This is a genomic window from Dyadobacter sp. CY343, assembly GCF_021390335.1.
Lineage (GTDB): Bacteria > Bacteroidota > Bacteroidia > Cytophagales > Spirosomataceae > Dyadobacter.
In genome coordinates, this window is record NZ_JAJUXK010000007.1 from 18,792 (window position 1) to 44,834 (window position 26,043).

Consider the following 26,043-nt stretch of genomic DNA (forward strand, 5'->3'; position numbering starts at 1 on the left):
GCGGAGATCGTCGGATTTGACCTCTTTAAAATGAAATTATTTTAGAAAAAAATTCTAAAAGTTAGATAAGGAGCAGATTATCAGCAGGAAATTAATAATCACATTTTGGGTCTGCCGGAATGCTGTAAGTGCTTTATAAAGGAAGTTACGCACCGATTTTTCATTCACACCCATAATCTGGCCAATCTCCGCAATACTGAATTCGTCGAAATAGCGCAGGGTAATCGCTTCGAGCTGGCGCTCGGGAAGCTGGGCAAGTAGCTCTTTGATCCGCTGGGCACGCAGTAGGTTAGATTCCGACTCGATCAGCATTGTCTGCGAATCGGAAAAGGAAAACGGCATGATCTCCGGGTCGGTAATATCAGAAATCTCTTCGGTCGCCGGGTACTTATCCAATGTCTGGTGAATCCTTCGGCGTAATGTCCGGTAGAGATAGAATTTAATCGAGGAGATATTCTCGGTCAGATTAGCGCGCAACCGCCAGATATCGATAAATATATCCTGGATCGCATCTTCGGTTACTGCGGTGTGGGTGGTGAGCTTACAGCCGTAGTTGTATAGCGTACGGTGGTATTTTTCGAAAATGAATGTAAAAGCCTGCTCGTCCCCTTGCCTGAGCGCCAGCCAGAGTTGCCGCTCTGTTTCCCACCTGCCAAAAGTATCCTTTACGACCACGTTCTGCTTTTTTAGACAAAGTACCAGGGCACGAAATTATACTATTATGCTATTTAATATCAATCAATTCACATAATACTTGCAGCGAGTCTCACGATTTTCACTTGCTTCTGAAACGAAAAAGCCACATAAGCCGATTTAATGAAAACTACTTCTACAAGATTTACAAAACTACCTTGAAGCCAGATTGAAGTCTGAAAAGGTCAAAGTTTCATGGCATAACATTTGAGTAACATTGACAACGTTATAAAATTTCGATAATAATGGTCACGTTAAACTTTGTCAAGGATGACTGGGTGAAGGAAAAGAACGGTTCCCGACTAATGCGGGTAGATGAATACCAGATCATCGAAGCCGTCAACTATGCGAACGGTAATCAGGCATTACCGTCCTCGAAGCGGGTTTATAGTGGAAAGATATGGTGTACTTGGGTGAATGACAACAAGACAGTGGTGACACAGCCGTTTTGGGAAGAGGATCTCGAACCCGCTGTTCCAAATGTTGCGCAATCTCAAAATAATCATTGACGAGCCCGTTCTGTACTATTCAGTTGCACACACTTTTTATATTAAAAAAGCCCGGAAAGTTAATTTCCGGGCTTTTGTTTTTGTAGTAAAGGTTAAGGCTTACCACTGTCTGCCTTATTCACTGAACTGGTATCGCCAGTGGTTTCTGCTGTTCCTTTCTTATTCTTTCTGCGATTCATTCTGTCTGTTTTTCGGCTGTTTGAAGGTACTAATGTATCCTTGATCACAGCTCCCGAACTGGTCTGACCTTTAATTAAGGTATCCTCGGAAGGAATATTGGCAGGTCGTACCGGCGATTGGGGAGAATTGAAATCCGTCTTACTTTCGGTTGCAGGAGCAGTGGTTGCTGGCTGCTGCGTTGGTGTCGTTTGCGGAGTAGTTTGTCCGGGGGCCGGGTTGGTTGGTACCGGGGTAGTTTGCGCGGAGGCAATCCCTGCACTGGCAAGAAATGCACTCAGTATTATTGATAATGTTTTCATTTCAGTCTGGTTTTTAGATGATTAGCACGCCGATTGCGGATAACTTTTCTATACCAAAAGTATTCCAGAAGCGATAGCGAAATGAATATTTTCGGGATTTCTCAAACTCTAATACAGTTTTAAGATTAGAGAGTGCACTCGAAAAATTTCGTACTAACTCATTCAAAGTTCGGCTGGTTAATACACAATTTGCGTACACTAATACCCAGACATCCAATAATTTGCCGACTTCGCTTATAGAAAATCTACATAGAAATAATTCGCATCATTTTGGGACAATCGAAATTTGCTTGGCCGTCAGAAAGTATAAAATTCGTAGCTGACCTTCCATTTATCTTCTTTACCCGGCGCTGCGCTAATTTTAATATAAGGCTCCGGACAAGAAGTAGTAGGGCACGCCCAGTACACCAGTTTTTCGAGCGGCTTGTCGCAGGTCATTCTAACGCCCGCTTTGCTTTTGGTGTTTTCAATACGGATATCATAATCCTTCGCGGAGGAGCCGAAACCTTGGAGCCCACTGCTGAAAACCTGATCGCCATTCACCACTTGCCGCGTATAGACTAGCTGCTTGCCCGCAGGTTTGATAATACTACCAAATCCGCTCCCCTCGCCTGTCACTTCAAATGGGAAAACGATCCGGATGTTTTCATTGGAAGGCTCGTTATCGATCATGAAAAAGTTGTGGTTGTAAGTGCTGGTCTCTATCGTTTTTGTGCCGGTATTTTTCAAGGTATGTTCCAATACCAGTTCAGGCTTGCCGGGTACCAGTCTCAGGGTTTTGGTGTAGATGTAGGAGTAGCCGGAAGGATCTTTCAATTCGTGGACAAACTCAACTTTGTCTTTTCCCCTGGTCACCTTCCATTTCCCGGGATTTCTAACCTCATAATTCGTTGCAAATGCATATTTCTTATCGTCTGGCTTAACTAACGTGCCCACACCGATCTTCACAAAGGTCTCGCCCGCTTTGGCTTCATCGAAATTCAGCGCGACGAATTCTTCTACCGGTCCCATAATCGCATCGTGTAACTTAGGGGCGTAAGGCGCCTGGTTCCATTTCCCGAAATAAGAATGACCATTGTATTCCAGACTTGGCACTACGCCACCCCAATCGAAGCGCGTGCCGCGGTAATATCCTTTTTCTGCGTCAGGGAGATATAGTTTTGCTTTAATGATTCCATTCGTAATATCGGTGGATGGAAAATCGGCCAGCCTGAACGCAGTTGCGCAAATGCACAGCAGGGCGATGATGAAACTGATTTTAATTTTCATGCAAGCGTTGATGTTTAGGAATTTGGGTAAAAAATAGAAATACGGGTTATTAAAAAAGACAGTAAGATAAAAATGCAACACTACATTTCACCTTACTGTCTGACTATATGCTTCCTTTAAAACTTAGGAAATTCCTTTAAAAGCGTCTTCGTTTATAAACGGTTGGTTCCTGAGGCGCTGCTTGGTGGCTTTGTAAAACGCATTCGCAACCGCCCCACCGGCTGGCGGTAATGCAGGTTCTCCCAAACCTGTCGGTGAAATACCGTTATCCACAAAGTGTACGTCCACTTCAGGAATTTCGCTCATTCTTATAAGCCTGAAACCGTTGAAGTTGGTCTGGTCGGGGGCTCCATCCTTGAAGGTCATATTGCCGTACATCGCGTGGCCAACTCCGTCCACTACTCCACCGCGTACCTGCTGTAAAGAGCCACTTTTGTTGATCACAATACCGCAATCCACTGCGGCGATCACGTTCTTCAATACAGGTTTGCCTTTTTCCATTGCAACTTCTCCTACCTGCGCTACGTATGAGCGGTGAGAGAAATATACGCTAAATCCCTGGAAAACGCCTTTTTTCTTACCCCAGTTACTTTTCTCCGCCGCCATTTTGATCACCCCGATCATTCTGTCGACATCGTACTTAACTTCTCCTGCGGGTGATTTTTTGGCTTTCTCTAATAGCGCCAACCTGAATGCAACCGGGTCTTTTCCAGCGGCCTCGGCCACTTCATCCAGAAAAGATTGTTCTGCGAAAGCGAGGAAGTTGGTGATCGGTGCGCGCCACGGTCCGGTTGTAATCGGCGATTTATGTTCTACCGAATCGATCAGCAGGTTATCTACAGATCCGGACGGAAAATTGTCTTCGCGGGTCGGGTTACCAGAATTAATACCTACCCCACGCAACTTATACCCGATCATTTCTCCATTTTTATCCAAAGCAGCTTCGAAGCGGTACCTGACTGCGGGACGATAAATGCCGCCTGTCATATCATCTTCACGTGTCCAAATTACCTTAACGGGCGCTTTAACAAGCTTCGAAACGTGAGCGGCTTCCAATACAAAATCGGCAGCGAGCCTTCTGCCAAACCCGCCACCCTGACGCGTGATTTCAACGGTAATCTTCTCAGGCGCAATGCCGGTCAGCTTTGCAACTTCTGTCCGTGCACGGTCCGGCGTTTGGGTCGGGCCTACCAATTCCACGCCATCTTCGCGTACGTGTGCGAAAAAGTTCATCGGTTCCAGCGGGCTATGCGGCAGGAACGGACATTGGTATTCAGCCTTGATCACTTTGGATGCTCCTTTGAATGCAGCTTCCACGTCTCCGTTTTTCCTCCGGACAGTCGCTTCACCATTGTCCATTAATTGGGTGAAAATCCGGTTATGATCAGCGGTACTTTCCAGTTCAGCGCCTTTTTCGTATTCTATCTTTAGTGCACCCTTGGCTTTTTTCACCTGCCAGGTAGATTTGCCGACTACCGCCACACTGTTTTCAAATGTGACCACATCAACAATTCCGGGCATTGCCTTGGCAGCCTCAGCATTCACAGATTTTAGTTTTAATCCAAATGCTTTCGGTCTCTGAATTAAAGCAAACAGCATTCCTTCCCGATAAAAATCAAGTCCGAAAAGTGGTTTTCCGGTTGCAATATCAAGGTTATCTACATTCCTGACCGATTGCCCGATCAGTTTAAAATCTTTTTCGCTTTTCAGCTTCACTTCTTTCGGAGCTTCGAGTTTGGAAGCTGCTTCTGCCAGCTGCCCGTAAGTCAGCGATTTGCCGGAAGTTTTATGTAAAACATTGCCATTTTCAGTACTGCATTCTGCCGCTGGCACTTTCCACGTCGATGCCGCCGCCTCGATCAGTAAATGCCGGGCTGTGGCGCCGGCGTTACGCAGCCTTTCCCACGAATGCGGAACCGCGCCGCTACCGCCTGTTACCTGCCGCTCGAAAATCGTAGTATCCAGGTTCCCCTGCACTGTTTTTACCAGTTTCCAATCCGCATCCAGCTCCTCTGCTACTACCATCGGAAATGCCGTTTTGATACCCTGCCCGATTTCGGGGTTCGGGGACACTATGGTGATGATATTGTCTGTTCCAATGGAAAGATATGCATTGAAATGAATAGAGCCGGCTGCAATAGAACGGGCGTCAACTACTACTGGAAGTGCGTTTGAGTTTGTCCAATTAAACCCTAAAAACAGTCCACCGCCTGCCGCAGCCGCAATTTTCATAAAATCACGTCTGGAAGTTTGATCTAGTGTTTTCATTATTGGTTGGATTTAGAGGCTGCAACTTTCACTGCTTCCCGGATTCGGTGATAGGTACCGCAGCGGCAAAGATTTCCGCTCATGGTTGTTACAATTTCCTGATCAGTAGGTTTTGGCTTTTCCTTCAATAATGCAGCAGCTGTCATGATCTGTCCCGCCTGGCAATAGCCACATTGTGCTACATCCACTTCATCCCAAGCTTTCTGAACAGGGTGGTCGCCTTTTTCTGATAGACCTTCAATCGTTGTCACTTTTCCTTTGCCTACTGCTGACACCGGCAAAACGCACGACCTGACTGCCTTTCCGTCCAAATGAACGGTGCAGGCGCCGCATTGCGCAATACCGCAACCGTATTTCGTACCGACCAATCCTAAGTTATCTCGCAGCACCCACAAGAGCGGGGTATCCTGCTCGACATCCGCATCGTAGCTGCGGTTGTTAATTGAAAGTTTGAATAAAGCCATGGTGAATAATTTGAGTGCTGAATTATCGATTCTGCGTAACAAATAACAAGTTACAAAATTTGGCAAAAAATACCTCGGCATCCCGCGGGGCATCCAGCCGGGGCAGCAGCTCTCAAAAGAATCAGAAGTAGTTGATTTACTGGGTATTTAGTGTCGACAGCGGTGAATATAGTAAGAACTGATATCAGGCTTCGCCACCAGGGCCTCCGAAACTGATGGGGAAATTGAAAGAGGGATCAATATCAGACGAATTCTGTATTGGGCCGTATTGATCTTCATATTTCTGAATATTATCTTTTAGTGCCGCAACGAGTCTTTTTGCGTGTTCAGGTGTCACTATAATACGCGCCTTCACTTTTGCACGAGGCACTCCGGGCATCAGACGTATAAAATCCAGAATAAATTCGCTGTTGGAATGCGCTATCATGGCAAGATTGGAGTATACTCCCTCAGCCATTTCCTCAGACAATTCTACATTAATTTGTTGCTCGTTTTCCTTATCTTCTTTCATTGGATGATTTTTAAAACAGCTTCGAGCTGAAATGGATTTCGGAAATTACTAAAAAATAGCAGCACCTAAAAGCAAAGAGCCGGCCTGCATTGCTGCGGGCCGGCTCTTTTTATTCTAATTTATTTACTACACTAATTCTTTTTTCTTACGCGACTGTCTGTCACGGGAATCAGTAAGTGCATCGAATTCTTCTTTCGAACCTACGATCAGACTTTCGTATTGGCGCATTCCTGTACCGGCCGGGATCAAGTGACCTACGATCACGTTTTCTTTCAAGCCTTTCAGTTCGTCGCGTTTTCCACGAACAGCCGCTTCGCTCAATACCTTTGTAGTTTCCTGGAACGAAGCCGCAGAAACGAAACTTTCGGTACCCAAAGAAGCTTGCGTAATACCCATCAAAGTAGGTTTCGCAACAGCTGCCTGCGCATCACGTGCAACGACCAGTTTAAGGTCGCGACGTTTCAAGCTTGAATTTTCGTCACGCAAGCGGCGTACAGAAACGATCATACCAGGTTTCAGTGTCTCGGAGCTACCAGCATCTTCAACAACTTTCAGATCAAGGATCTTATCGTTTTCTTCACGGAACAAAACGCGGTCAACTGGCTGCATTTCGAGGAAATTGGTATCTCCTGCATCCAGGATCTCCACTTTCTGCATCATTTGGCGTACGATACATTCGATATGCTTATCGTTGATCTTCACACCTTGCAGACGGTATACTTCCTGAATTTCATTTACCAGATATTCCTGAACAGCAGTTGGTCCTTTAATAGAAAGGATATCCGCAGGAGTGATAGCACCGTCAGAAAGCGGGTCACCGGCTCTTACAAAGTCACCATCCTGAACCAGAATGTGTTTCGAGAGTGCTACCATGTAGCGACGTTGTGTTCCGTCTCTTGATTCGATATGAATTTCACGGTTACCGCGTTTCACACCTCCATAAGAAACTACACCATCGATTTCAGAAACAGTTGCAGGGTTGGAAGGGTTACGTGCTTCGAATAATTCCGTTACACGTGGCAGACCTCCCGTAATATCGCGGGTTTTACCAACCACACGAGGGATTTTTGCCAGCGGCTGACCAGCTTTGATCGCTATGCCATTCTTCACAACCAAACGCGCTCCAACAGGAAGGTTATAGCCTTTTTCTGTCTGATCTTTCAACAACGTGCTCTTACCTTTTACCACTAATGCAGGGTTTTTGGTTTTATCACGTGTTTCAATGATCACAGATTCCTGGAAACCGGTTTGCTCATCAAATTCTTCACGATATGTAATACCTTCTTCAATTGCATCGAAAGAAACGTTTCCGGTGAATTCAGAAAGGATTACTGCGTGATATGGATCCCAGGTACAAAGTTCTTGTCCCTTCTGAACCTTCTCTCCATCTTTTACCAATAAGTGCGCTCCATAAGGAACGTTGTTCGAGATCAGCAACTGGCCTGTTTCAGGGTTAGTAATTTTAACCTCTCCTGAACGACCCATTACTACTGTCACCTCATCTCCTTCTGAATTAACAGACTGAACCAAACGAAGATCTTCAAAACCGATTACACCATCGAATTTCGCCTTGATGTTCGCTTCAACGGAAATGTTAGAAGCAGTACCACCGACGTGGAATGTACGAAGTGTCAACTGCGTTCCCGGCTCACCGATTGACTGCGATGCGATTACACCAACAGCTTCACCAATGTTAACCATATGGGCAGAAGCCAATGAACGTCCGTAGCATTTCGCACAAACACCATTACGTGTTTCGCAAGTCAATACCGAACGGATCTCAACTGTTTCAATGCTGGTTTCATCAATGTAAGAAGCGATCTCTTCCGTAATTTCCTGACCAGAAGCCAGGATCATTTCGTTAGACAAAGGATCAAATACATCGTGAACACTCACACGACCCAGGATACGTTCAGAAAGTGGCTCAACGATATCTTCATTGTCTTTCAAAGCAGAAATTGCAATTCCACGAAGTGATCCGCAATCTGTTTCAATAACAACAACATCTTGTGCTACGTCATGGAGACGACGTGTCAGGTAACCCGCATCAGCCGTTTTCAAGGCTGTATCGGCAAGACCTTTACGTGCACCGTGTGTTGAGATAAAGTATTCAAGAACGTCCAAACCTTCTTTAAAGTTGGAAAGGATAGGGTTCTCGATGATTTCACCTGCACCACCCGCGATGTTTTTCTGAGGCTTGGCCATAAGACCCCTCATTCCACCCAGCTGACGGATCTGCTCGCGCGAACCACGTGCACCTGAGTGCATCATCATATAAATGGAGTTGAATCCGCCCTGGTCAGTTTCCAATTGCTTCATCAACGTCTCTGTAATGCGTGAGTTAACACGTGTCCAGATATCGATAACCTGGTTGTAACGTTCGTTTTCAGTGATAAGGCCCATCAAGTAGTTGCTCCAAACGTTTTCCACGTCCAGTTTCGCTTGCTCGATCAGTTTCACTTTTTCGTCCGGTACCATCACGTCGTTCAATCCCATGGACAAACCGCCTTTGAAGGCCATTTGGAAACCAAGCTCTTTGATTTCATCCAGGAATTGAGCTGTACGGGCAACACCCGCCAGTTTGAATACCAAACCAATGATCTGTTGTAATTTTTTCTTGGTCAACAGTTCATTGATATAACCTACCTCTGCTGGCACGGCCTGGTTGAACAGGATACGACCGGCAACGGTTTCTACCAATTTTATTTCAAAAGTCCCGTCGTCATTACGAACACGCAGACGGCACTTGATATTCGCATGTTTCGAAAGTTTGCCTTCGTTGATCGCGATGATAACTTCGTCCGGACCGTAGAAAATCATTCCTTCTCCGATAATCGGATATTCAGGAGTGCTTATGCGACCTTTTGTTACATAATACAGACCCAAAACCATGTCTTGTGATGGAACCGTAATCGGTGCACCATTGGCAGGGTTAAGAATGTTATGTGACGAAAGCATCAACATTGAAGCTTCCAAAACGGCTTCCTGACCCAGTGGTACGTGTACCGCCATCTGGTCACCGTCAAAGTCAGCGTTGAATGCAGTACAAACCAATGGGTGCAATTGAATCGCTTTTCCTTCGATTAGTTTAGGCTGGAATGCTTGAATACCCAACCTGTGCAATGTTGGAGCACGGTTAAGCAGAACAGGGTGTCCTTTCAAAACGTTTTCCAAAATATCCCAGATCACAGGATCTTTACGATCTACGATCTTCTTCGCTGATTTTACAGTTTTAACAATTCCACGTTCGATCAGCTTACGGATAATGAACGGCTTGAATAATTCTGCCGCCATATCTTTTGGCAAACCGCACTCGTGCAACTTCAATTCTGGTCCTACAACAATTACCGAACGACCAGAATAATCGACACGCTTACCAAGCAAGTTTTGACGGAAACGTCCTTGCTTACCTTTCAGCATGTCAGAAAGTGATTTCAATGCACGGTTACCTTCTGAACGCACTGCATTTACTTTACGGCTGTTATCGAAAAGCGAATCTACCGCTTCCTGCAACATCCTTTTTTCGTTACGCAAGATCACCTCTGGTGCTTTGATCTCGATCAGACGCTTCAAACGGTTGTTCCGAATGATCACACGACGATAAAGGTCATTCAAATCGGAAGTCGCGAAACGACCACCATCCAAAGGCACAAGCGGACGAAGTTCTGGTGGAATAACCGGAACCATCTTGATCACCATCCATTCAGGACGGTTTTCGATACGTGTATTTGCATCCCGGAATGCTTCAACAACTTTCAGACGCTTTAATGCTTCTGCTTTACGTTGCTGGGAAGTGTCCGTTGCTGCCTGGTGACGAAGTTCGTATGAAAGCTCATCCAGTTTAATCCGGTTTAAAAGCATTTCAAGCGCATCAGCACCCATTCTCGCGATAAACTTATTTGGATCCGTATCAGGAAGCATTTGGTTTTCGCGTGGCAACTTGTCGATGATATCCAGATATTCATCTTCGGTCAAGAAATCAAGATAGCCAACGCCGTCTTCTTCCTTGATACCAGCTTGAACAACTGCATATCGCTCGTAATAAATAATTTGATCCAATTTCTTGGTAGAAAGTCCCAACAGGTAACCGATTTTGTTCGGTAAGCTGCGGAAATACCAGATATGCGCAACTGGAACCACCAATTCAATGTGGCCCATACGCTCACGACGCACCTTTTTCTCAGTAACTTCTACACCACAACGGTCGCAGATGATTCCTTTGTAACGGATACGTTTGTATTTCCCACAATGACATTCCCAGTCCTTCACAGGTCCGAAGATTCTTTCGCAGAATAATCCGCCCATCTCCGGCTTGTAAGTCCGGTAGTTGATGGTTTCAGGCTGGGTTACTTCACCGAATGAGCTCTCAAGGATAGACTCAGGTGAAGCCAGACTGATCGTCATTCTGGAAAAATCACTATTAAGTTTTTTGTTCTTTTTGAAAGACATAATTAAAAAGTCGTTTGTCTGTTAGTCGAAACTCAATTGATTTCATTATGGCGCGGTTTCCCGCGCCAACGACTAAATATTAGTCCAGTGTAATCTCCAATGCTAATCCACGAAGCTCGTGAACAAGTACGTTGAATGACTCCGGAATATTTGGTTTCGGAAGGTTTTCACCTTTCACGATTGCTTCATATGCTTTGGCACGACCCACCACGTCATCAGATTTAACGGTAAGGATTTCCTGAAGAATGTGAGATGCACCGAATGCTTCAAGCGCCCACACTTCCATTTCTCCAAAACGCTGACCTCCGAATTGTGCTTTACCACCAAGCGGTTGCTGCGTGATGAGTGAGTATGGCCCGATAGAACGCGCGTGCATCTTATCGTCAACCAAGTGACCCAGCTTCATCATGTACATCAAACCAACTGTAATTGGCTGATCGAAACGCTCTCCGCTCAAACCGTTGTAAAGGAATGTACGTCCCCAGTCTGGCAAACCAGCTTCTTTCAACTCAGCCGCAACTTCTGCTTCCGTAGCTCCATCGAAGATCGGAGTAGCATAGCGACGACCCAATTTTAGACCAGCCCAGGCAAGAATGGTTTCATATATCTGACCAATGTTCATACGTGAAGGCACCCCAAGTGGGTTCAACACGATATCCATTGGTGTTCCGTCTTCAAGGAATGGCATATCTTCATCACGAACAATACGGGCAACAACCCCTTTGTTACCGTGACGACCTGCCATTTTATCCCCAACTTTCAATTTACGTTTCTTAGCGATGTATACTTTCGCCAATTTCACGATTCCAGCTGGAAGCTCATCACCTACTTCAAGCGCGAAACGATCGCGTTTAAAACGACCCATAATTTCACTTCTTGCATTCAGGTAATTTTTCAGTACCAATGAAACCTGGCGGTTAGTATCTGCATCTTCTGTCCAAGAATCGGTCAATACATCTCCAATAAGGTTAACTTCCTCCGGAACTGCATATTGGCTTTCATCGCGGTAAGGGTTGTTTGCAGGGAACAAGTTCTCAGAGATATTTCTCACGTTAAACTTCATTCCTTTGCTGATCAACTCATCACCGAATTTGTGCTTAACTCCCTGAGTTGTTTTTCCGTCAGTAAGCTGAACAAGTTTGTCAACAATCCTTCCACGTAAAGCAGTTAGATCACGACCATACTTTTTCATTAACAGACGCAGTTCGTCTTTGTGTTTCGCACGCTCTTCCTTTGTAGGGCGAGAGAAAAGCTTGGTATCGATAACGACACCTTTCATTGATGGCGGCGCCTTTTTCGAAGCATCCTTTACATCACCAGCTTTGTCACCAAAGATCGCACGAAGTAACTTTTCTTCCGGAGTTGGATCAGACTCTCCTTTTGGAGTGATCTTACCTATAAGTATATCCCCTTCTTTTACTTCTGTACCAACCTGAACAATACCATTTTCATCCAAATTCTTAACCGTTTCCTCGCTTACGTTTGGAATCTCAGCAGTTAATTCTTCTTCACCACGTTTTGTATCACGAACTTCAAGCTCGAATTCTTCAATGTGAATAGATGTGAAGATATCTTCACGTACCACTTTCTCAGAAATTACGATCGCATCCTCGAAGTTGTATCCCTGCCAAGGCATGAACGCAACCAACAAGTTACGACCTAGCGCAAGTTCTCCACCTTCTGTACCATAACCCTGGCAAAGCGCCTCTCCCTTCTTCACTTTTTGACCTTTCAAAACCATTGGTTGAAGGTTCAGACAAGTGTCCTGGTTGGTTCGACGGAATTTAACGAGATCATAAGAAACGCTATCTTCAATAAAGCTTACCAGACGATCTTCTTCTGTTCTATCGTATTTGACAACAATTTTCTTAGCGTCAACAAATTCGATTACACCGTCACCTTCCGCCACAACCAATGCACGTGAATCCATTGCAACACGTTTTTCAAGGCCAGTTCCTACGATTGGCGCTTGTGGGCGCAGCAAAGGAACACCTTGACGCTGCATGTTCGATCCCATCAACGCACGGTTCGCATCATCATGTTCCAGGAATGGAATAAGTGAAGCTGCCACGGAAACAATCTGATTTGCAGCAACGTCCATATAAGATGCCTGAGATGGATCAACCATCGGGAAGTCACCTTCGAAACGGGTCTTAATTTTCTCAACCGTAAAGTTTCCTTCTTTATCGACAGACGCGTTGGCTTGTGCGATGTATTTGGAATCTTCTTCTTCGGCAGTCATATATATCAGCTCATCGGTCAGCTTACCTGCGCCATCAATGACACGGTAAGGAGTTTCGATAAAGCCCATTCCATTTACTTTGGCAAATACGCAAAGAGATGAAATCAAACCAATGTTTGGACCTTCCGGCGTTTCAATCGTACAAAGACGACCATAGTGCGTGTAGTGAACGTCACGAACCTCAAAGCCCGCTCTTTCACGTGAAAGACCACCAGGCCCAAGAGCAGACATACGACGTTTGTGCGTAATCTCAGCCAATGGATTGGTTTGATCCATAAATTGAGAAAGCTGGTTGGTACCAAAGAATGAGTTGATAACAGAAGAAAGCGTACGAGCATTGATCAAATCAACGGGCTTGAAATCTTCATTATCACGTACATTCATACGTTCCTTAATGGTACGCGCCATACGCGCAAGACCTACACCAAACTGAGCATAAAGCTGCTCGCCTACTGTACGCACACGACGGTTTGACAAGTGGTCAATATCATCGACAACCGCTTTTGCATTGATCAGACCGATCAGATACTTCACGATTGAAACAATATCACCGGTAGTCAAAACGCGAACGTCAAGACTTGTGTCAGATCCCAATTTCTTGTTGATCCTGTAACGGCCAACATCACCAAGGTCATAACGTTTGTCACTGAAGAACAAGCTCTGGATAACATCGCGAGCAGTTTGTTCGTCCGGTGCCTCAGCATTACGCAATTGGCGGTAAATTTGCTCAACTGCCTCTTTATCAGAGTTTGAGCTATCTTTTTGCAGCGTATTGTAGATAATATTATAATCCGCCACATTCATATCTTCTTTATGAAGAATCACTGATTTCTGACCTGATTCCGTGATTACATCAATGTCATCGGCAGAAATAGTCGAATCTCTTTCCAGCAAAACTTCATTACGCTGAATAGAAACTACTTCACCAGTATCTTCATCTACGAAATCCTCAGTCCAGGTGCGAAGTACCCTCGCAGCTAATCTTCTGCCGACCGCTTTTTTCAGGTTAGCAGGAGTCGCACTGATTTCCTCTGACAACCCAAATAAGTCAAGGATATCTTTATCAGAGCCAAAACCTATTGCCCTCAAAAGCGTAGTAACCGGGAATTTTTTCTTACGGTCAATGTAAGCGTACATCACATTATTCACGTCGGTCGAGAACTCGATCCACGATCCTTTGAATGGAATAATACGTGCAGAATATAATTTAGAGCCATTTGTGTGCTTGCTCATCGAGAAGAACACACCTGGCGAACGGTGAAGCTGAGAAACGATTACACGCTCAGCACCATTGATTACAAATGAACCCCTTTCGGTCATGTAAGGAATGTTTCCTAGGAAAACTTCCTGTTCAATGGTTTCAAATTCTTCGTGATCTGCGTCGTTACAAATCAGCCGTAACTTCGCTTTAAGCGGAACCGCATAAGTAAGTCCGCGATCGATGGATTCATCAACAGAGTATTTTGGTGGTTCAAGAAGATAATCAATGAACTCCAAAACGAAATTGTCGCGTGAATCGGCAATTGGAAAGTTTTCAGCGAAAACTTTGTACAATCCTTCCCCTGAACGGTCTTCAACCGATGTATCCAAACTGAAAAAATCCCGGAACGACTGTACCTGGATTCCTAGCAGATCCGGATAATCGATAATCTGATTAATCCTCGAGAAATTTTTTCTAGGTGTTGCTTTAATTGTAGCCAAGGCTATGTCTGATTTGGGTTAGAAGAAAAACCGGTACGCCGACTGTTCAATGCGTCCGGTATTAATTAGTTTTAAACCTAATCTAATGCCTCGTAGAAGAATAAATAACCGCCCCTTTTCTATCTTTTCTACGAGTAAAGAAGTGTTTCGGGCAGATCATTGAAGAAGTAAGGTGACTGCGATATGAATAAGCAGGGCCTTCTATTACAAACGAAAAAAAAAGCATTTTCGTTTGGTAAAACACAAAATAGGAATAGACCTGACGATTGTCAGGCCTATTCCTTAAATTATAAGTTAATGCAGCAAAGCAAATTACTTCACTTCAACTTCTGCACCTGCTTCTTCAAGTTGTTTTTTCAAAGCTTCCGCTTCGTCTTTTGCAACTCCTTCTTTAACAGGTTTTGGAGCGCCGTCAACTAGTTCTTTCGCTTCTTTCAGTCCAAGACCAGTAAGGTCTTTAACCAATTTCACAACAGCAAGTTTGCTTGCGCCAGCTGCTTTCAAGATTACATCAAAAGATGTCTTCTCTTCAGCAACAGGAGCATCCGAACCACCGCCACCAGCAGGACCTGCAACCATAACTGCACCAGCAGCAGCAGGCTCAATACCGTACTCGTCTTTAAGAATTGTAGCCAATTCGTTCACTTCTTTAACCGTAAGGTTAACAAGCTGTTCTGCGAAAGCTTTCAAATCTGCCATTTTTATTTAGATTTTTTGATTATACAATAAGATGATTTTAAAGCTCTGTTTTATTAAACCCGGAGAGCCAAGCCTGGCTATTTAATTAGTCTTCTTTTTCAGACAAAGTCTTAAGAATACCAGCCAATTTGTTTCCACCGCTTTGAAGGGCGCCGATAACATTTTTAGCAGGTGATTGCAACAATCCAATTATTTCTCCGATCATTTCTTGTTTTGATTTCAGAGAAATAAGAACGTCAAGCTGGCTTTCACCAACAAAAACCGCAGTATCAACAGAAGCTCCTTTAAATTTAAGCTTATCGCTACCTGATTTTTTCTTGAATTCTTTAATCAATTGTGCAGGTACTTTGCCTGACTCCGGGTGAAACATTACTCCAGAAAATCCTTTCAACACTTCGTCGAATGAGGAATAGTCTGTATCTAACGTTTCTAGCGCTTTTCTTATCAATGTATTCTTAACAACACGATACTCAATTCCACGCTCAAAGCATAAGCCTCTAAGCTGGTTTACTTCGCCAACAGACATTCCGTTCGCGCTTGTAATATAGAAGTATGGAGTGCTAGCGAATTTTTGACTTAATTCGTCTATAATTACTGCTTTCTCTTCCCGTGTCATATTATAATCCTGGAATCGTGTTTTTATCAATATCAACACCCGGGCTCATCGTACTTGACAAGTGAATGCTCTTTACATAAGTACCTTTTGCCGAAGATGGTTTAAGGCGCATCAAAGTATTGATAACTTCCTGTGCATTCTGCGCAAGCTGGTCAGTTCCAAAAGAAACCTTTCCAACGCTGGTATGAATAATTCCCGTTTTGTCAACTTTGAAATCAATCTTACCGGCTTTTACCTCTTTCACCGCTTTCGCCACATCCGGAGTTACAGTTCCTGATTTAGGGTTCGGCATCAATCCGCGAGGACCTAAAACCTTACCTAACCGTCCCACCTTTGCCATCACACTCGGCATAGTGATAATCACGTCAATGTCAGTCCAGCCTTGTTCTATCTTAGTGATATACTCGTCAAGACCAACGTAGTCTGCTCCTGCCTCTTTCGCTTCTGCTTCCTTATCAGGAGTGCAGAGAACCAAAACACGAACTTCTTTTCCGGTTCCGTGTGGTAATGTCACCACGCCACGTACCATTTGATCAGCTTTACGAGGATCAACGCCTAAGCGAACGTCGATATCTACCGAAGAATCAAATTTAGTGTAGGAAATCGTTTTAAGAACGTCCGCAGCTTGCTCCAGAGAGTAAGCCTGATTTGGGTCGTATTTCGAAAGCGCTTCTTTTTGCTTTTTGGTCAGTTTTCCCATGTTCTTTGTTTCGTTAGCGTATTAAACCTACGCTTAGTTGTTTTCTTCCCATGGGGCTTTGCCTGCCACGGTGATACCCATACTACGAGCCGTTCCCGCGATCATCTTCATAGCAGAATCAATTGTAAAGCAATTCAAATCCGGCATTTTAGTCTCAGCGATCGTACGAACCTGATCCCATGACACTGAACCTACTTTCAAACGGTTTGGCTGAGCCGAACCTGTCTTTACTTTTGATGCTTCCAGAAGCAAAATAGCGGCCGGGGGAGTCTTGATGACAAAGTCAAAAGACTTATCCTTATAGTATGTAATAACTACCGGCAATACCACACCCATTTTATCCTGGGTACGGCCATTGAATTGCTTGCAAAACTCCATGATATTCAAACCCTTTGATCCTAATGCAGGACCAATCGGAGGTGAAGGATTGGCTTGGCCGCCTTTCACCTGTAGTTTGACGTATCCACCTATTTCTTTTGCCATTGTTTTGGAATTTGTTGGGTCATTGATTGATTACGGTCCTAGTGCAAGTGGAAGCTTACCTGCCCATATTCTCTCAACTATCCTTTTCTACTTGTGCGTAACTGAGTTCCACGGGTGTATTACGCCCGAATATCTTAACAACTACATTGAGTTTTTTCTTCTCGTCAAATACTTCTTCAACCACTCCGATAAATCCACTGAAAGGACCATCGACCACTTTCACAGTTTCTCCTCTGATAAAGGACATGCTTGGCGCTTCTTCGTGCTGCTCAGCTTCGTCGACCTTACCCAAGATCCTGTTGATTTCGGACTGTCTTAATGGAACGGGGACTTTTGAATTGCCTTCCGCATTACCGAGAAACCCTATGACTCCGGGAATGCTGGTGATAATATGAAGTACTTCTCCTTTTGAAAGGTCGGCCGAAATAATAATATAGCCTGGGAAAAAGTTCTTTTCCCTCACTCTCTTTTTCCCATTACGCATTTCATAAATCTTCTCAGAAGGAATCAGAATCTGCGGAACGAATTCATTTAATTTTTGTCGTGTTATCTCATTCTCAATGTAAGACTTGATTTTTTTCTCTTGTCCAGACACCGCCCGTAACACAAACCAATTTAGACTACTCATACCATTTAGGGGTTAAAATAGCCTTAAAAAGACTGGTAAAACAGTTTTAGTGCATTCTCAAAAACGAAATCCATCACACCAACTACGAAGGCAAAAATGAGCGAGCCTACAAGCACCAATGTTGTATTAGCCTGCAATTCGTTAAATGGAGGCCAAGTAACATGCTGGGTGATTTCTTCCCAGGAAGCTTTAAAAAAAGAGGTAAACTTTTCCATTGTTCCTTTTAAAATATGCACGGGTGGAGAGATTCGAACTCCCATCAACGGTTTTGGAGACCGCTATTCTACCCTTGAACTACACCCGTTTATCGCGCAAACCGATCTTTCGGGCTGCAAAGATACAATTTATTTACAAAAAACAAGTGCATTCCGTAAGAAATGCACTTGCGTTTATTACTTAACTAATTAGTCAAGAATTTCAGTCACCTGACCAGCACCTACGGTACGTCCACCTTCACGAATCGCGAAACGAAGACCTTTTTCCATAGCAATCTTGTTGATCAATTTCACATCAATTGTGATGTTGTCACCAGGCATAACCATTTCTACACCAGCTGGAAGAGAAATTTCACCTGTTACGTCCGTGGTACGGAAGTAAAACTGGGGACGGTATTTGTTAAAGAATGGAGTGTGACGTCCACCTTCTTCTTTCGAAAGTACATAAACCTCGCCTTTAAAAGCAGCATGAGGCTTAACTGAACCTGGCTTGCAGATTACCATTCCACGACGGATATCTTCTTTGTTGATACCACGAAGTAAAAGACCTACGTTGTCACCAGCTTCTCCACGGTCAAGGATCTTACGGAACATCTCAACACCAGTTACTACTGATTTAAGACCTTCTGCACCCATACCAAGGATATCAACTGCTTCACCAGAGTTGATTACTCCTCTTTCGATACGACCAGTTGCAACTGTACCACGACCAGTGATCGAGAATACGTCTTCAACAGGCATCAAGAAAGGAAGATCAGTCATACGTGGAGGAATTGGAATGTAGCTGTCAACAGCATCCATCAATTCTTCGATCGTTTTAACCCATTTTTCTTCACCATTCAAACCACCCAAAGCAGAACCTTGGATTACAGGAATGTTGTCTCCATCGTAATCGTAGAAGCTCAAAAGCTCACGGATTTCCATTTCAACAAGTTCAAGAAGTTCTGGATCATCAACCATATCCACTTTATTCATGAATACAACAAGCTGAGGAACACCAACCTGGCGAGCCAAAAGAATGTGCTCACGAGTTTGTGGCATAGGTCCGTCAGTAGCCGCAACTACGATGATAGCACCGTCCATCTGTGCAGCACCAGTTACCATGTTCTTTACGTAATCCGCGTGACCTGGACAGTCAACGTGAGCATAGTGACGGTTTGCTGTCGCGTACTCAACGTGGGATGTGTTAATTGTGATACCACGTTCTTTCTCCTCAGGTGCATTATCAATTGATGAGAAATCACGAAGTACTGCTAAACCCTTTTTCGCCAACACAGTTGTGATAGCAGCAGTAAGGGTAGTTTTACCGTGGTCAACGTGCCCGATAGTACCGATATTTACGTGGGGTTTCGAGCGGTCAAACGTCTCTTTTGCCATGACTTAAGTACGCTTAAAATTAAAAAGTTATTACAAATTTATTTTACACTAACTATTGATCCTGCACAGCTTAAAAACTCCAAGCCCTTCAAAACCAATTCACCAAATACAGAATCAAAATCTTTCGAGCTTTTGAGGGGATTTGAACCGCGCGGCGGCCGCCCCTGATCTCTTCCTTACCAAGGAAGTGCTCTATCCCTGAGCTTTTGAGGGGATTTGAACCCCTGACCTCTTCCTTACCAAGGAAGTGCTCTACCCCTGAGCTACAAAAGCAACAAACCCTTGTAAGAACCAAAAAGCGATTAGCGAAAAAGTTACATTGAAATGTTTTCGCTAATCGCTTCGACGGTGCTTTAAATGAGCGGAAGACGAGGTTCGAACTCGCGACCTATAGCTTGGAAGGCTATCGCTCTACCAGCTGAGCTACTTCCGCATCTGTTTTATATCTGACCTTTGTCTGGTAACAAGATCACACTTGATATAAACTGTGGGGGCGGATGGATTCGAACCACCGTAGGCATACACCAGCAGATTTACAGTCTGCCCCATTTGGCCACTCTGGTACACCCCCGTACATCATTTCAACACTACCGCGAAACCGTTTGTCCCACTTTTTGGAGTCGCAAAATTATGGCCTTTTCTTAAATTCTCAAATTGTTTCTGAAAAAAAATAAATAAAAAAAGAAGCTGAAACGGAAAATATCGATTCCAGCCTCTCAATGCAGTTTTTAATCCTCAAAATAGTCTTACTCCAAAGCTCAACATTCTTACAGCGGGTCCGCGCTTGTCCTCGTACAGATAGTTCAGGTCATAGTTTACGAAAAGATCTGGAAATTTTCTAATCCCGATTTCCGCTGCAAGCCCATAGCGCAAATCTTCAATGTAAAAGTTCTTCCGGACGTGGTCAACATCTTTACTTCCTTCAGCCCGGAGCTTGGTGTAACTCCCCAGCTTATATCCGCCGTAAACCCCGGCACTCAGGTAAGAAATGAAGGAATGCGAGAAACTGACAGTCGGCATGATTGACAAGTTGACGTATGGTACAACGAGCTTGCTCTTTCTCATTACCACTTCCTCGTTATTCTTGTCGACAACCGGCAAGAACTCAACGTACTCGGTGTTCTTAACTACTGTATTATTATTGTCAAACATTAGATTGTACCAGGAGAAATCCGCACCGAAATCCACATGAAATCCCGCATTTTTACCTTGCACTACTTTTGCACTGGCAATGTAACCCAAGCTGATAAATCGCGAGCCAAAGGGTTTGAGCTCATAACCCGCCTTGTTATACCCCGGCGTAGTTTCATTAGTCCCATAAGTATTTAGGCCGAAGGCAACGTTGAAGCCTTTTCTCGGACTTGAACTTCTACCAGACTTATGAAATCGACGGCCTACCCTGCGGTAATTTGAATCCGATGTAACTACATCATCACCGTCTCGGACTTCAACACCCTTTCCGTCGATAGAAACCCTGGTATCTCCATCCTTCACATGAATGCCGCGCAAACCAATTCTCACATAATCCTTCTCATCTTTATCATCCTGATTTTTGAGATAATTATTCCCGTTAAATTCTTCTCTCAGGTAGGTTGTGTCAGCTTGTGTACTGTCTAATCTTATTTTTAAGTCTTTAAGAAGCGCATTCAAATCATATTTCAAGATCTTATCCAGTTCTTTTCGGTTTTCACCGTAAATGATCAGACGGGTTTTGTTTCCAAATGTTACGATAATAGAATCTTTCTCAAATTTCTTGTTCAAATCGGAGCCTTTTGAAATTCCTGCATTTATAATAGCAAATGCAAAAACCATTATCAGCAAGGCAAATACTTTACGTTTCATGGCTGAATAGATTATAATTTTGTTCTGTCTTTGGAGTCTTGATACTTATCTGACGTTTTATCTTCTTTACTGCGCAGCCGGTCGTCAACCCTCGCTACCAGCGTTCTGGGATTAAAACCAACTTCTTCCCAATCAACCCTTTCACCAGCCCTCGCATTCTTTAACTGACGAAATACTTTCGAAAATTTGGAAGCCTTTGGTCTCTCCTCCGGATCATCCGATTCCGATTCAACAGCAACTACGATTGTCCGAGCGGGCTCAGCCTCTACTTTTGCTATTCCGGCCGTTTTGTTCTCTTCTTTTACCGGCTCCCAATCATTCACCTCAGGAAGACTGGCAACTGACGAGGATGTATTATTATTCATTGACTTTTCGGCAGGCTGCTTAGTTTCCAGTTTTGCCAATGCAGGCTGCTCCTCATTTATTTCATTCAAACTGCGTTGCTCCGGCACTTGCTTTTCCTCAATTGCCTTTCTTACTACTAAACTCTCTTTCTTGATTTTTTCCTTCGGTACCGCTGCAATTGTATTTTCAGTTTTAACAGTCTTTTCATCAACTGCTTTTGGTAAAATACTGTCCTGCCGCTGCACCTTCGCTACAATCTGTTTATTGGTTACAGTAACATCTGTCTGACTATGTTGCCAAACTAAATAGCCTCCAAACAAGCCAACAACCGTACTTGCTGCCGCATACCACACCCAACCCATTACACGTCGCTTTGGTACTTGCTTTTCCTGTATCCTCAGCCATGAATTGTCAGAAGGCGTTTTTTCCAGGTCATTCAGCTTTCGCTTGAAAAGATCATCAACAGGATGCTTTTTCATATTCTACTTTTTTTTTAAAATCATTCTCCCATTCCAAAACCATTTTCTGCAACAATGCCCGGGCCCGATGCAATTGTGATTTGGATGTACTCTCACTAATTCCCAGCATTTCTGCTATTTCAATATGTGCATAACCTTCAATCGCATACAGATTGAAAACTGTCCGGTATCCCGTTGGTAGACGTTCTATCAAATCCAGCAGCTCCTGCGTATCCAGATTCTGGTCGGCTTGCACGTAGTCGGGTATATTGTTCGCCTCGTCAGACAAATTATCTTCCAGTATTCTTTTCTGCTTCCGAAGATATCCCAGTGACTCGTTGACCATTATCCGGCGGATCCAGCCTTCAAAACTTCCGTCACTGTTAAACTGATCGATCTTGGAGAATACCTTCAAAAATCCTTCCACCATTACATCCTCGGCCGCCATTTCATCACATATATATCGGAAACATAAACCCAGCATGCGAGTGCTGTATTTATCGTACACTTGTCGCTGCGCCTTTGAATCCTCCTTCTTAAGCGCTTTAACGAGTTGTGCTTCCTGGCTAAATAGTGATAAAATTTTACCCATTCTAACTTGTGGTTTCAACAGCAAGATGCTTATTACTTGTGACGAGGTTGCACGCCCTAAGAAGTTTTTTGTAGTTTTTAGTAAAAAATAATCAATAAGCTTCTCTTAGCTTTGATGCATTGATCCAGACACTAAATGTTTTATGCTAGATTCATCAGCACCTATTGGGATTTTTGATAGCGGTATCGGCGGTATGACGGTTGCGAGCGCAGTTACCCGGTTACTACCATTGGAAAACACCATATATTTCGGGGATACCGCTCACCTTCCCTATGGCGACAAATCGACGGCGTCTATTCAGGCATATTCAATCAAGATCTGTAATATGCTTTTACAACAAAACTGCAAGTTGATACTGATTGCCTGCAACTCGGCGTCGGCAGCTGCTTATGAGTTGGTTCGGGAATATGTTGGCAGTAAGGCGAAGGTGCTGAACGTGATAGACCCTGTTGTAGATTACATTAAGGAGCATTATGACGGAAAAACGATCGGTTTAATAGGTACGAAGCAGACTGTTTTATCCAATGTCTACAAAAAGAAAGTTGATGCGATCGGGAAGAATATCCATTTGAAATCACTGGCTACACCTTTGCTGGCACCGATGATAGAGGAAGGTTTTTTTGATAATAATATCAGTGAAAGTATTGTTGCAAGCTACTTATCGGATCCGACACTTGCGGGCATTGAAGCGCTTATTCTGGGTTGCACACATTATCCACTTATCAAGAAACAGATAGGAACGTTTTACGCAGACCAGATCGAAATCCTCGACACTTCTGAAATAGTCGCACATTCGCTCCGCGCCTGGCTGGAACAGCATTACCTCGTGAATGAAAAGGGAAGCGGCAACCGGCAATTTTATGTATCCGATTATACCCTCTCTTTCGAACAATCCACTTCTATCTTTTTCGGCAGAAAAATCCAGCTAGAGCATTATCCGCTCTGGGAATAGCCTATTCATAAATTAGTTTAATGGGGCCCAAAAGTCCGGAAGGCATTGGTTCCCATTTGCTTGCATCAAACTTTTTATAAGTAATATCAACAATGTTAATATCTTCAAATCGCTTCCAATCCGGTTTCTGAGTGTCTCGTAAACGCATATAATTAGCCGACAAATTTGTTACCTCAATTTCCAGCTCATTATTTTTTGCTTTGAAAAGCGCAGCATCCAGTTCAATCCGAAACGGAATGCACCACACAGTTCCTAATGCTTTCCCATTCAATGTTACATTCGCTGTTTCGCGAACATCCCCCAGATCTAAAACCACTGACTTACTCTTATTAAGATCAGCCGGCGCATCAAAGCTGATCTTATAAAGGGCAGTACCTGAAAAATACCTGGCAGAATCAGGCAGAACTGTCCAGGATTCAAGTTGCTGCATTTTAGCCGGGGCGGGTCTTAAAGGTCGGCCATTTAAAAAGGTTATTTCCCACGGCCCTTTGATCTCATAGTTTCGCGAATAAGTTACGATTTCGCCTGGTTTGCCAGCTTCTTTTGTCGATTCTAGAAAGCAGGATTGCCCTGGCAGCAATCGCAAAAAGACTTCCTGCCTGTCTCCTGATTTACGGAAAGCCATCTCAGATTTCCCACCAAGCGGATCTATTCGGGTAAAATGTCCGCCCTCGCCAAGTTTTACCCAACCTTCCCGGAAAGTATTGGCAAGATTTGTGACGAAATATAACGTGCGCCCGGCTTCCGTCCTTTTACGAATAAATGTCAGTCCCTTTTCGGCTAACTCCTCGGAAAATACCTTATTCTTAGTGAAACTTTCTTTCAAATTCGGAGAAACCTGAACATTTTCCTTTTTCTGCAACGCTAGTAATTCCTTCTCAAATGCTTGTTGATTAGAAGAATGCGCATTATAACCGCTCACTTTCTTCGGCAGATTATCCTCGAATATAATCGTAACTCCCGCCGCCGAAAGTCGTTTCAGCTCTTTGAGCGTTTCCATCGGCATATACGTACTGGAAGGAATCAAAATCGTTTTGTATGTTATATTGGCGGGAGTCAGCAGTTTGTTCCTTTTTACATTCAAGTCCTTCAATTGCAAATCCGAAATGAAAACGAATGTGTAGCCCGCATTCCATAACTTTTGCGACAGTTTGCCAAAAGGCAGATCGAGCAGCCAGCGGTCTACGTGATGTACTTCAAGCAAATGTATATTACCTGAAGATTTCGCCCTGGTCGCCCAGAGATCATGAATAGGAAAATACACAAGTATATCATTGTCAGGCTTACTGCTTTGAAGTCGCTCCTGACAAAACGCTACATATTGATTCAGTAAAGGGAGCTCCTTTGCAAAATGCGATGTGGGCCCGAAATGCGTAGACGCGTAAAACAGCCAGCCCGGATAGGGCGCACCGGGCGGCGAATAATTGGTACCATGATAAAAGACGTGGTTAATGCCGGAAGCGAACAGCTCATCGATCTGCGGCTTGATCTGTGAAAGTGATACCTTGAAGTGGTTCGCAAGCCACGTGCCAGTCTCCGAGCTAACAAGCCTTTTACCATTTAAATGAGCTGCCGAAGAAGCGAACTTCATCGCCAATGGATTGGGTGTTCCAAACTGCTCAATGGAATAGTCGGGATCAACACGCAAACCGGGAATGTCGAACCGGCTCGTACCAAATGATTCTGTTTCAGGAATATCCGCAGCGGCGTAAAGATCGAGCAAATTTCCAGGTGACCCGTGAGCCTGATAGCGAGTCACAAATCCTTTCTCCTTGCTCCACTTCGTCCAGGGAATTGCATACCTTTCGAGTAAAAGCTCAGCAAGAGTCTGGTGATAGTCTATTCTGATCAGTTCGCTCGACGGGTTTAGAGTCGAGTCTGACAGTGCATTTAGGTTTTCGAGAATATCATATTTCCTTCTCTTCTTAAACTCATTTGCAAAATCAGCTGTCCAATTGGCTCCGTAAGCCTCATAAGAATCCATGTACATGGATCTTGGCAATGCTGCAATACCTGTGAATGCAGAGTCGAACCGAGTGAGATAGTGGGACATTGCATTGGCATGAAAAGGATCAAGTACATATCCTTCGCCGCCCGGCGCAGCACGTTTTACTTTTTGCTTTGTGAGATTAACATGTGGTTTCCCATTCTGGACAACCATTGTCTTCGCAGCAAGCGATTCCGATACATTAGGCCCGCCAAAAGGCCAGCCGGTACCCGTTGTCATATCAACACCAATCCCAAGGCGCTTACCCTCCGTGACTGTAAATTGCATTACATCAAGCCACTCCGGCGATAGAAACGGGATCGCTTCTTTTTCTAATCCCTTTACACCATAGATCGGAATAATATGTACTCCGCCAATACCGGAAGCTTTAAATGATTGGAGCTGTGCCAAGATATCCTCTTTCTTCACAGTACTTCCCATCCACCACCAGTAGGTCCATGGTTTGGCCGTAGATATGGTCTGGGCTTGAATGAACAGACTTTTTAGAATAATCAGGAGAATAAGAAGTTGCCTCATAGAAGAGTTTTTGATTAAAGTCGCCAA

21 protein-coding genes and 5 tRNA genes are annotated in these 26,043 nt (G+C 44.1%); 2 read left to right on the top strand and 24 right to left on the bottom strand.

The genetic code is table 11. The features are described 5' to 3' along the window. Positions 1 to 54 precede the first annotated feature (54 nt). Positions 55 to 675, bottom strand: a complete 621-nt coding sequence (locus LZG94_RS21965) for an RNA polymerase sigma factor (RefSeq protein ID WP_233793882.1) — start codon at positions 673 to 675, stop codon at positions 55 to 57. Between the two features lie 263 nt (positions 676 to 938). Between LZG94_RS21965 and LZG94_RS21970 the strand changes: the two genes are divergently transcribed. Further along, complete coding sequence (locus LZG94_RS21970) at positions 939 to 1,202, top strand: hypothetical protein (RefSeq protein ID WP_215236364.1); 264 nt, start codon at positions 939 to 941, stop codon at positions 1,200 to 1,202. 92 nt (positions 1,203 to 1,294) lie between these two features. On the opposite strand, the gene LZG94_RS21975 is transcribed toward LZG94_RS21970, so the two are convergent. The 22 genes from LZG94_RS21975 to LZG94_RS22080 form a co-directional block, all read right to left on the bottom strand. After that, positions 1,295 to 1,681: a hypothetical protein gene (locus tag LZG94_RS21975; protein WP_215236363.1), complete on the bottom strand. Its 387-nt coding sequence runs from the start codon at positions 1,679 to 1,681 to the stop codon at positions 1,295 to 1,297. 297 nt (positions 1,682 to 1,978) lie between these two features. Further along, the gene (locus LZG94_RS21980) at positions 1,979 to 2,950 is read right to left on the bottom strand and encodes a hypothetical protein (RefSeq protein WP_233793883.1); all 972 of its coding nucleotides are present in this window, start codon (positions 2,948 to 2,950) and stop codon (positions 1,979 to 1,981) included. A gap of 123 nt (positions 2,951 to 3,073) precedes the next feature. Continuing rightward, complete coding sequence (locus LZG94_RS21985; protein ID WP_233793884.1) at positions 3,074 to 5,218, bottom strand: molybdopterin cofactor-binding domain-containing protein; 2,145 nt, start codon at positions 5,216 to 5,218, stop codon at positions 3,074 to 3,076. After that, on the bottom strand, positions 5,218 to 5,682 hold the full coding sequence (locus tag LZG94_RS21990; RefSeq protein ID WP_215236360.1) for a (2Fe-2S)-binding protein: 465 nt from the start codon (positions 5,680 to 5,682) through the stop codon (positions 5,218 to 5,220). The genes LZG94_RS21985 and LZG94_RS21990 overlap by 1 nt, the downstream gene beginning before the upstream one ends. Before the next feature lie 184 nt (positions 5,683 to 5,866). Then, complete coding sequence (locus LZG94_RS21995) at positions 5,867 to 6,193, bottom strand: DUF3467 domain-containing protein (RefSeq protein ID WP_215236359.1); 327 nt, start codon at positions 6,191 to 6,193, stop codon at positions 5,867 to 5,869. A 126-nt stretch (positions 6,194 to 6,319) separates the two neighbouring features. Beyond that, on the bottom strand, positions 6,320 to 10,642 hold the full coding sequence (gene rpoC / locus LZG94_RS22000; protein WP_233793885.1) for a DNA-directed RNA polymerase subunit beta': 4,323 nt from the start codon (positions 10,640 to 10,642) through the stop codon (positions 6,320 to 6,322). Between the two features lie 79 nt (positions 10,643 to 10,721). Next, the gene (gene rpoB / locus LZG94_RS22005; RefSeq protein ID WP_233793886.1) at positions 10,722 to 14,585 is read right to left on the bottom strand and encodes a DNA-directed RNA polymerase subunit beta; all 3,864 of its coding nucleotides are present in this window, start codon (positions 14,583 to 14,585) and stop codon (positions 10,722 to 10,724) included. Between the two features lie 312 nt (positions 14,586 to 14,897). Then, positions 14,898 to 15,284 (bottom strand): 50S ribosomal protein L7/L12, encoded by a 387-nt coding sequence (rplL, locus tag LZG94_RS22010; protein WP_215236356.1) that lies wholly within the window; start codon positions 15,282 to 15,284, stop codon positions 14,898 to 14,900. An 85-nt stretch (positions 15,285 to 15,369) separates the two neighbouring features. After that, complete coding sequence (gene rplJ / locus LZG94_RS22015) at positions 15,370 to 15,900, bottom strand: 50S ribosomal protein L10 (protein ID WP_215236355.1); 531 nt, start codon at positions 15,898 to 15,900, stop codon at positions 15,370 to 15,372. A 1-nt stretch (position 15,901) separates the two neighbouring features. Beyond that, on the bottom strand, positions 15,902 to 16,600 hold the full coding sequence (gene rplA / locus LZG94_RS22020) for a 50S ribosomal protein L1 (protein WP_215236354.1): 699 nt from the start codon (positions 16,598 to 16,600) through the stop codon (positions 15,902 to 15,904). A gap of 33 nt (positions 16,601 to 16,633) precedes the next feature. Next, a complete protein-coding gene (gene rplK / locus LZG94_RS22025) occupies positions 16,634 to 17,083 on the bottom strand; it encodes a 50S ribosomal protein L11 (RefSeq protein ID WP_026631777.1) in 450 nt (149 codons plus the stop codon). Positions 17,084 to 17,156: 73 nt separating this feature from the next. Further along, positions 17,157 to 17,711, bottom strand: coding sequence for a transcription termination/antitermination protein NusG (nusG, locus tag LZG94_RS22030; protein WP_082216648.1), 555 nt, complete (start codon positions 17,709 to 17,711; stop codon positions 17,157 to 17,159). 23 nt (positions 17,712 to 17,734) lie between these two features. Then, entirely contained in the window at positions 17,735 to 17,926 is a 192-nt protein-coding gene (gene secE, locus LZG94_RS22035) for a preprotein translocase subunit SecE (RefSeq protein WP_149639681.1), read from the bottom strand. Between the two features lie 18 nt (positions 17,927 to 17,944). Further along, positions 17,945 to 18,015 (bottom strand) — tRNA-Trp (locus tag LZG94_RS22040). A 100-nt stretch (positions 18,016 to 18,115) separates the two neighbouring features. Further along, the gene (gene tuf / locus LZG94_RS22045) at positions 18,116 to 19,303 is read right to left on the bottom strand and encodes an elongation factor Tu (protein ID WP_215236353.1); all 1,188 of its coding nucleotides are present in this window, start codon (positions 19,301 to 19,303) and stop codon (positions 18,116 to 18,118) included. A gap of 134 nt (positions 19,304 to 19,437) precedes the next feature. Beyond that, a tRNA-Thr gene (locus tag LZG94_RS22050) sits at positions 19,438 to 19,508 on the bottom strand. After that, a tRNA-Thr gene (locus LZG94_RS22055) sits at positions 19,505 to 19,576 on the bottom strand. Before LZG94_RS22055 ends, LZG94_RS22050 begins: the two co-directional genes overlap by 4 nt. Before the next feature lie 87 nt (positions 19,577 to 19,663). Continuing rightward, a tRNA-Gly gene (locus tag LZG94_RS22060) sits at positions 19,664 to 19,736 on the bottom strand. Between the two features lie 55 nt (positions 19,737 to 19,791). Beyond that, positions 19,792 to 19,874, bottom strand: a tRNA-Tyr gene (locus LZG94_RS22065). 164 nt (positions 19,875 to 20,038) lie between these two features. Continuing rightward, positions 20,039 to 21,145 (bottom strand): hypothetical protein, encoded by a 1,107-nt coding sequence (locus LZG94_RS22070; RefSeq protein ID WP_233793887.1) that lies wholly within the window; start codon positions 21,143 to 21,145, stop codon positions 20,039 to 20,041. 11 nt (positions 21,146 to 21,156) lie between these two features. Continuing rightward, entirely contained in the window at positions 21,157 to 21,969 is an 813-nt protein-coding gene (locus LZG94_RS22075; RefSeq protein ID WP_233793888.1) for a hypothetical protein, read from the bottom strand. Beyond that, on the bottom strand, positions 21,950 to 22,540 hold the full coding sequence (locus LZG94_RS22080; RefSeq protein WP_233793889.1) for an RNA polymerase sigma factor: 591 nt from the start codon (positions 22,538 to 22,540) through the stop codon (positions 21,950 to 21,952). Before LZG94_RS22080 ends, LZG94_RS22075 begins: the two co-directional genes overlap by 20 nt. 142 nt (positions 22,541 to 22,682) lie before the next feature. Here LZG94_RS22080 and murI point away from each other — a divergent pair, with 142 nt between their 5' ends. Then, complete coding sequence (gene murI, locus LZG94_RS22085; RefSeq protein ID WP_215236349.1) at positions 22,683 to 23,492, top strand: glutamate racemase; 810 nt, start codon at positions 22,683 to 22,685, stop codon at positions 23,490 to 23,492. 1 nt (position 23,493) lies between these two features. Here murI and LZG94_RS22090 read toward each other — a convergent pair whose 3' ends face one another. Continuing rightward, positions 23,494 to 26,016 carry a glycosyl hydrolase gene (locus LZG94_RS22090; protein WP_233793890.1) on the bottom strand — a complete coding sequence of 841 codons (2,523 nt, stop codon included), beginning with the start codon at positions 26,014 to 26,016 and terminating at the stop codon, positions 23,494 to 23,496. Between the last annotated feature and the right edge of the window lie 27 nt (positions 26,017 to 26,043).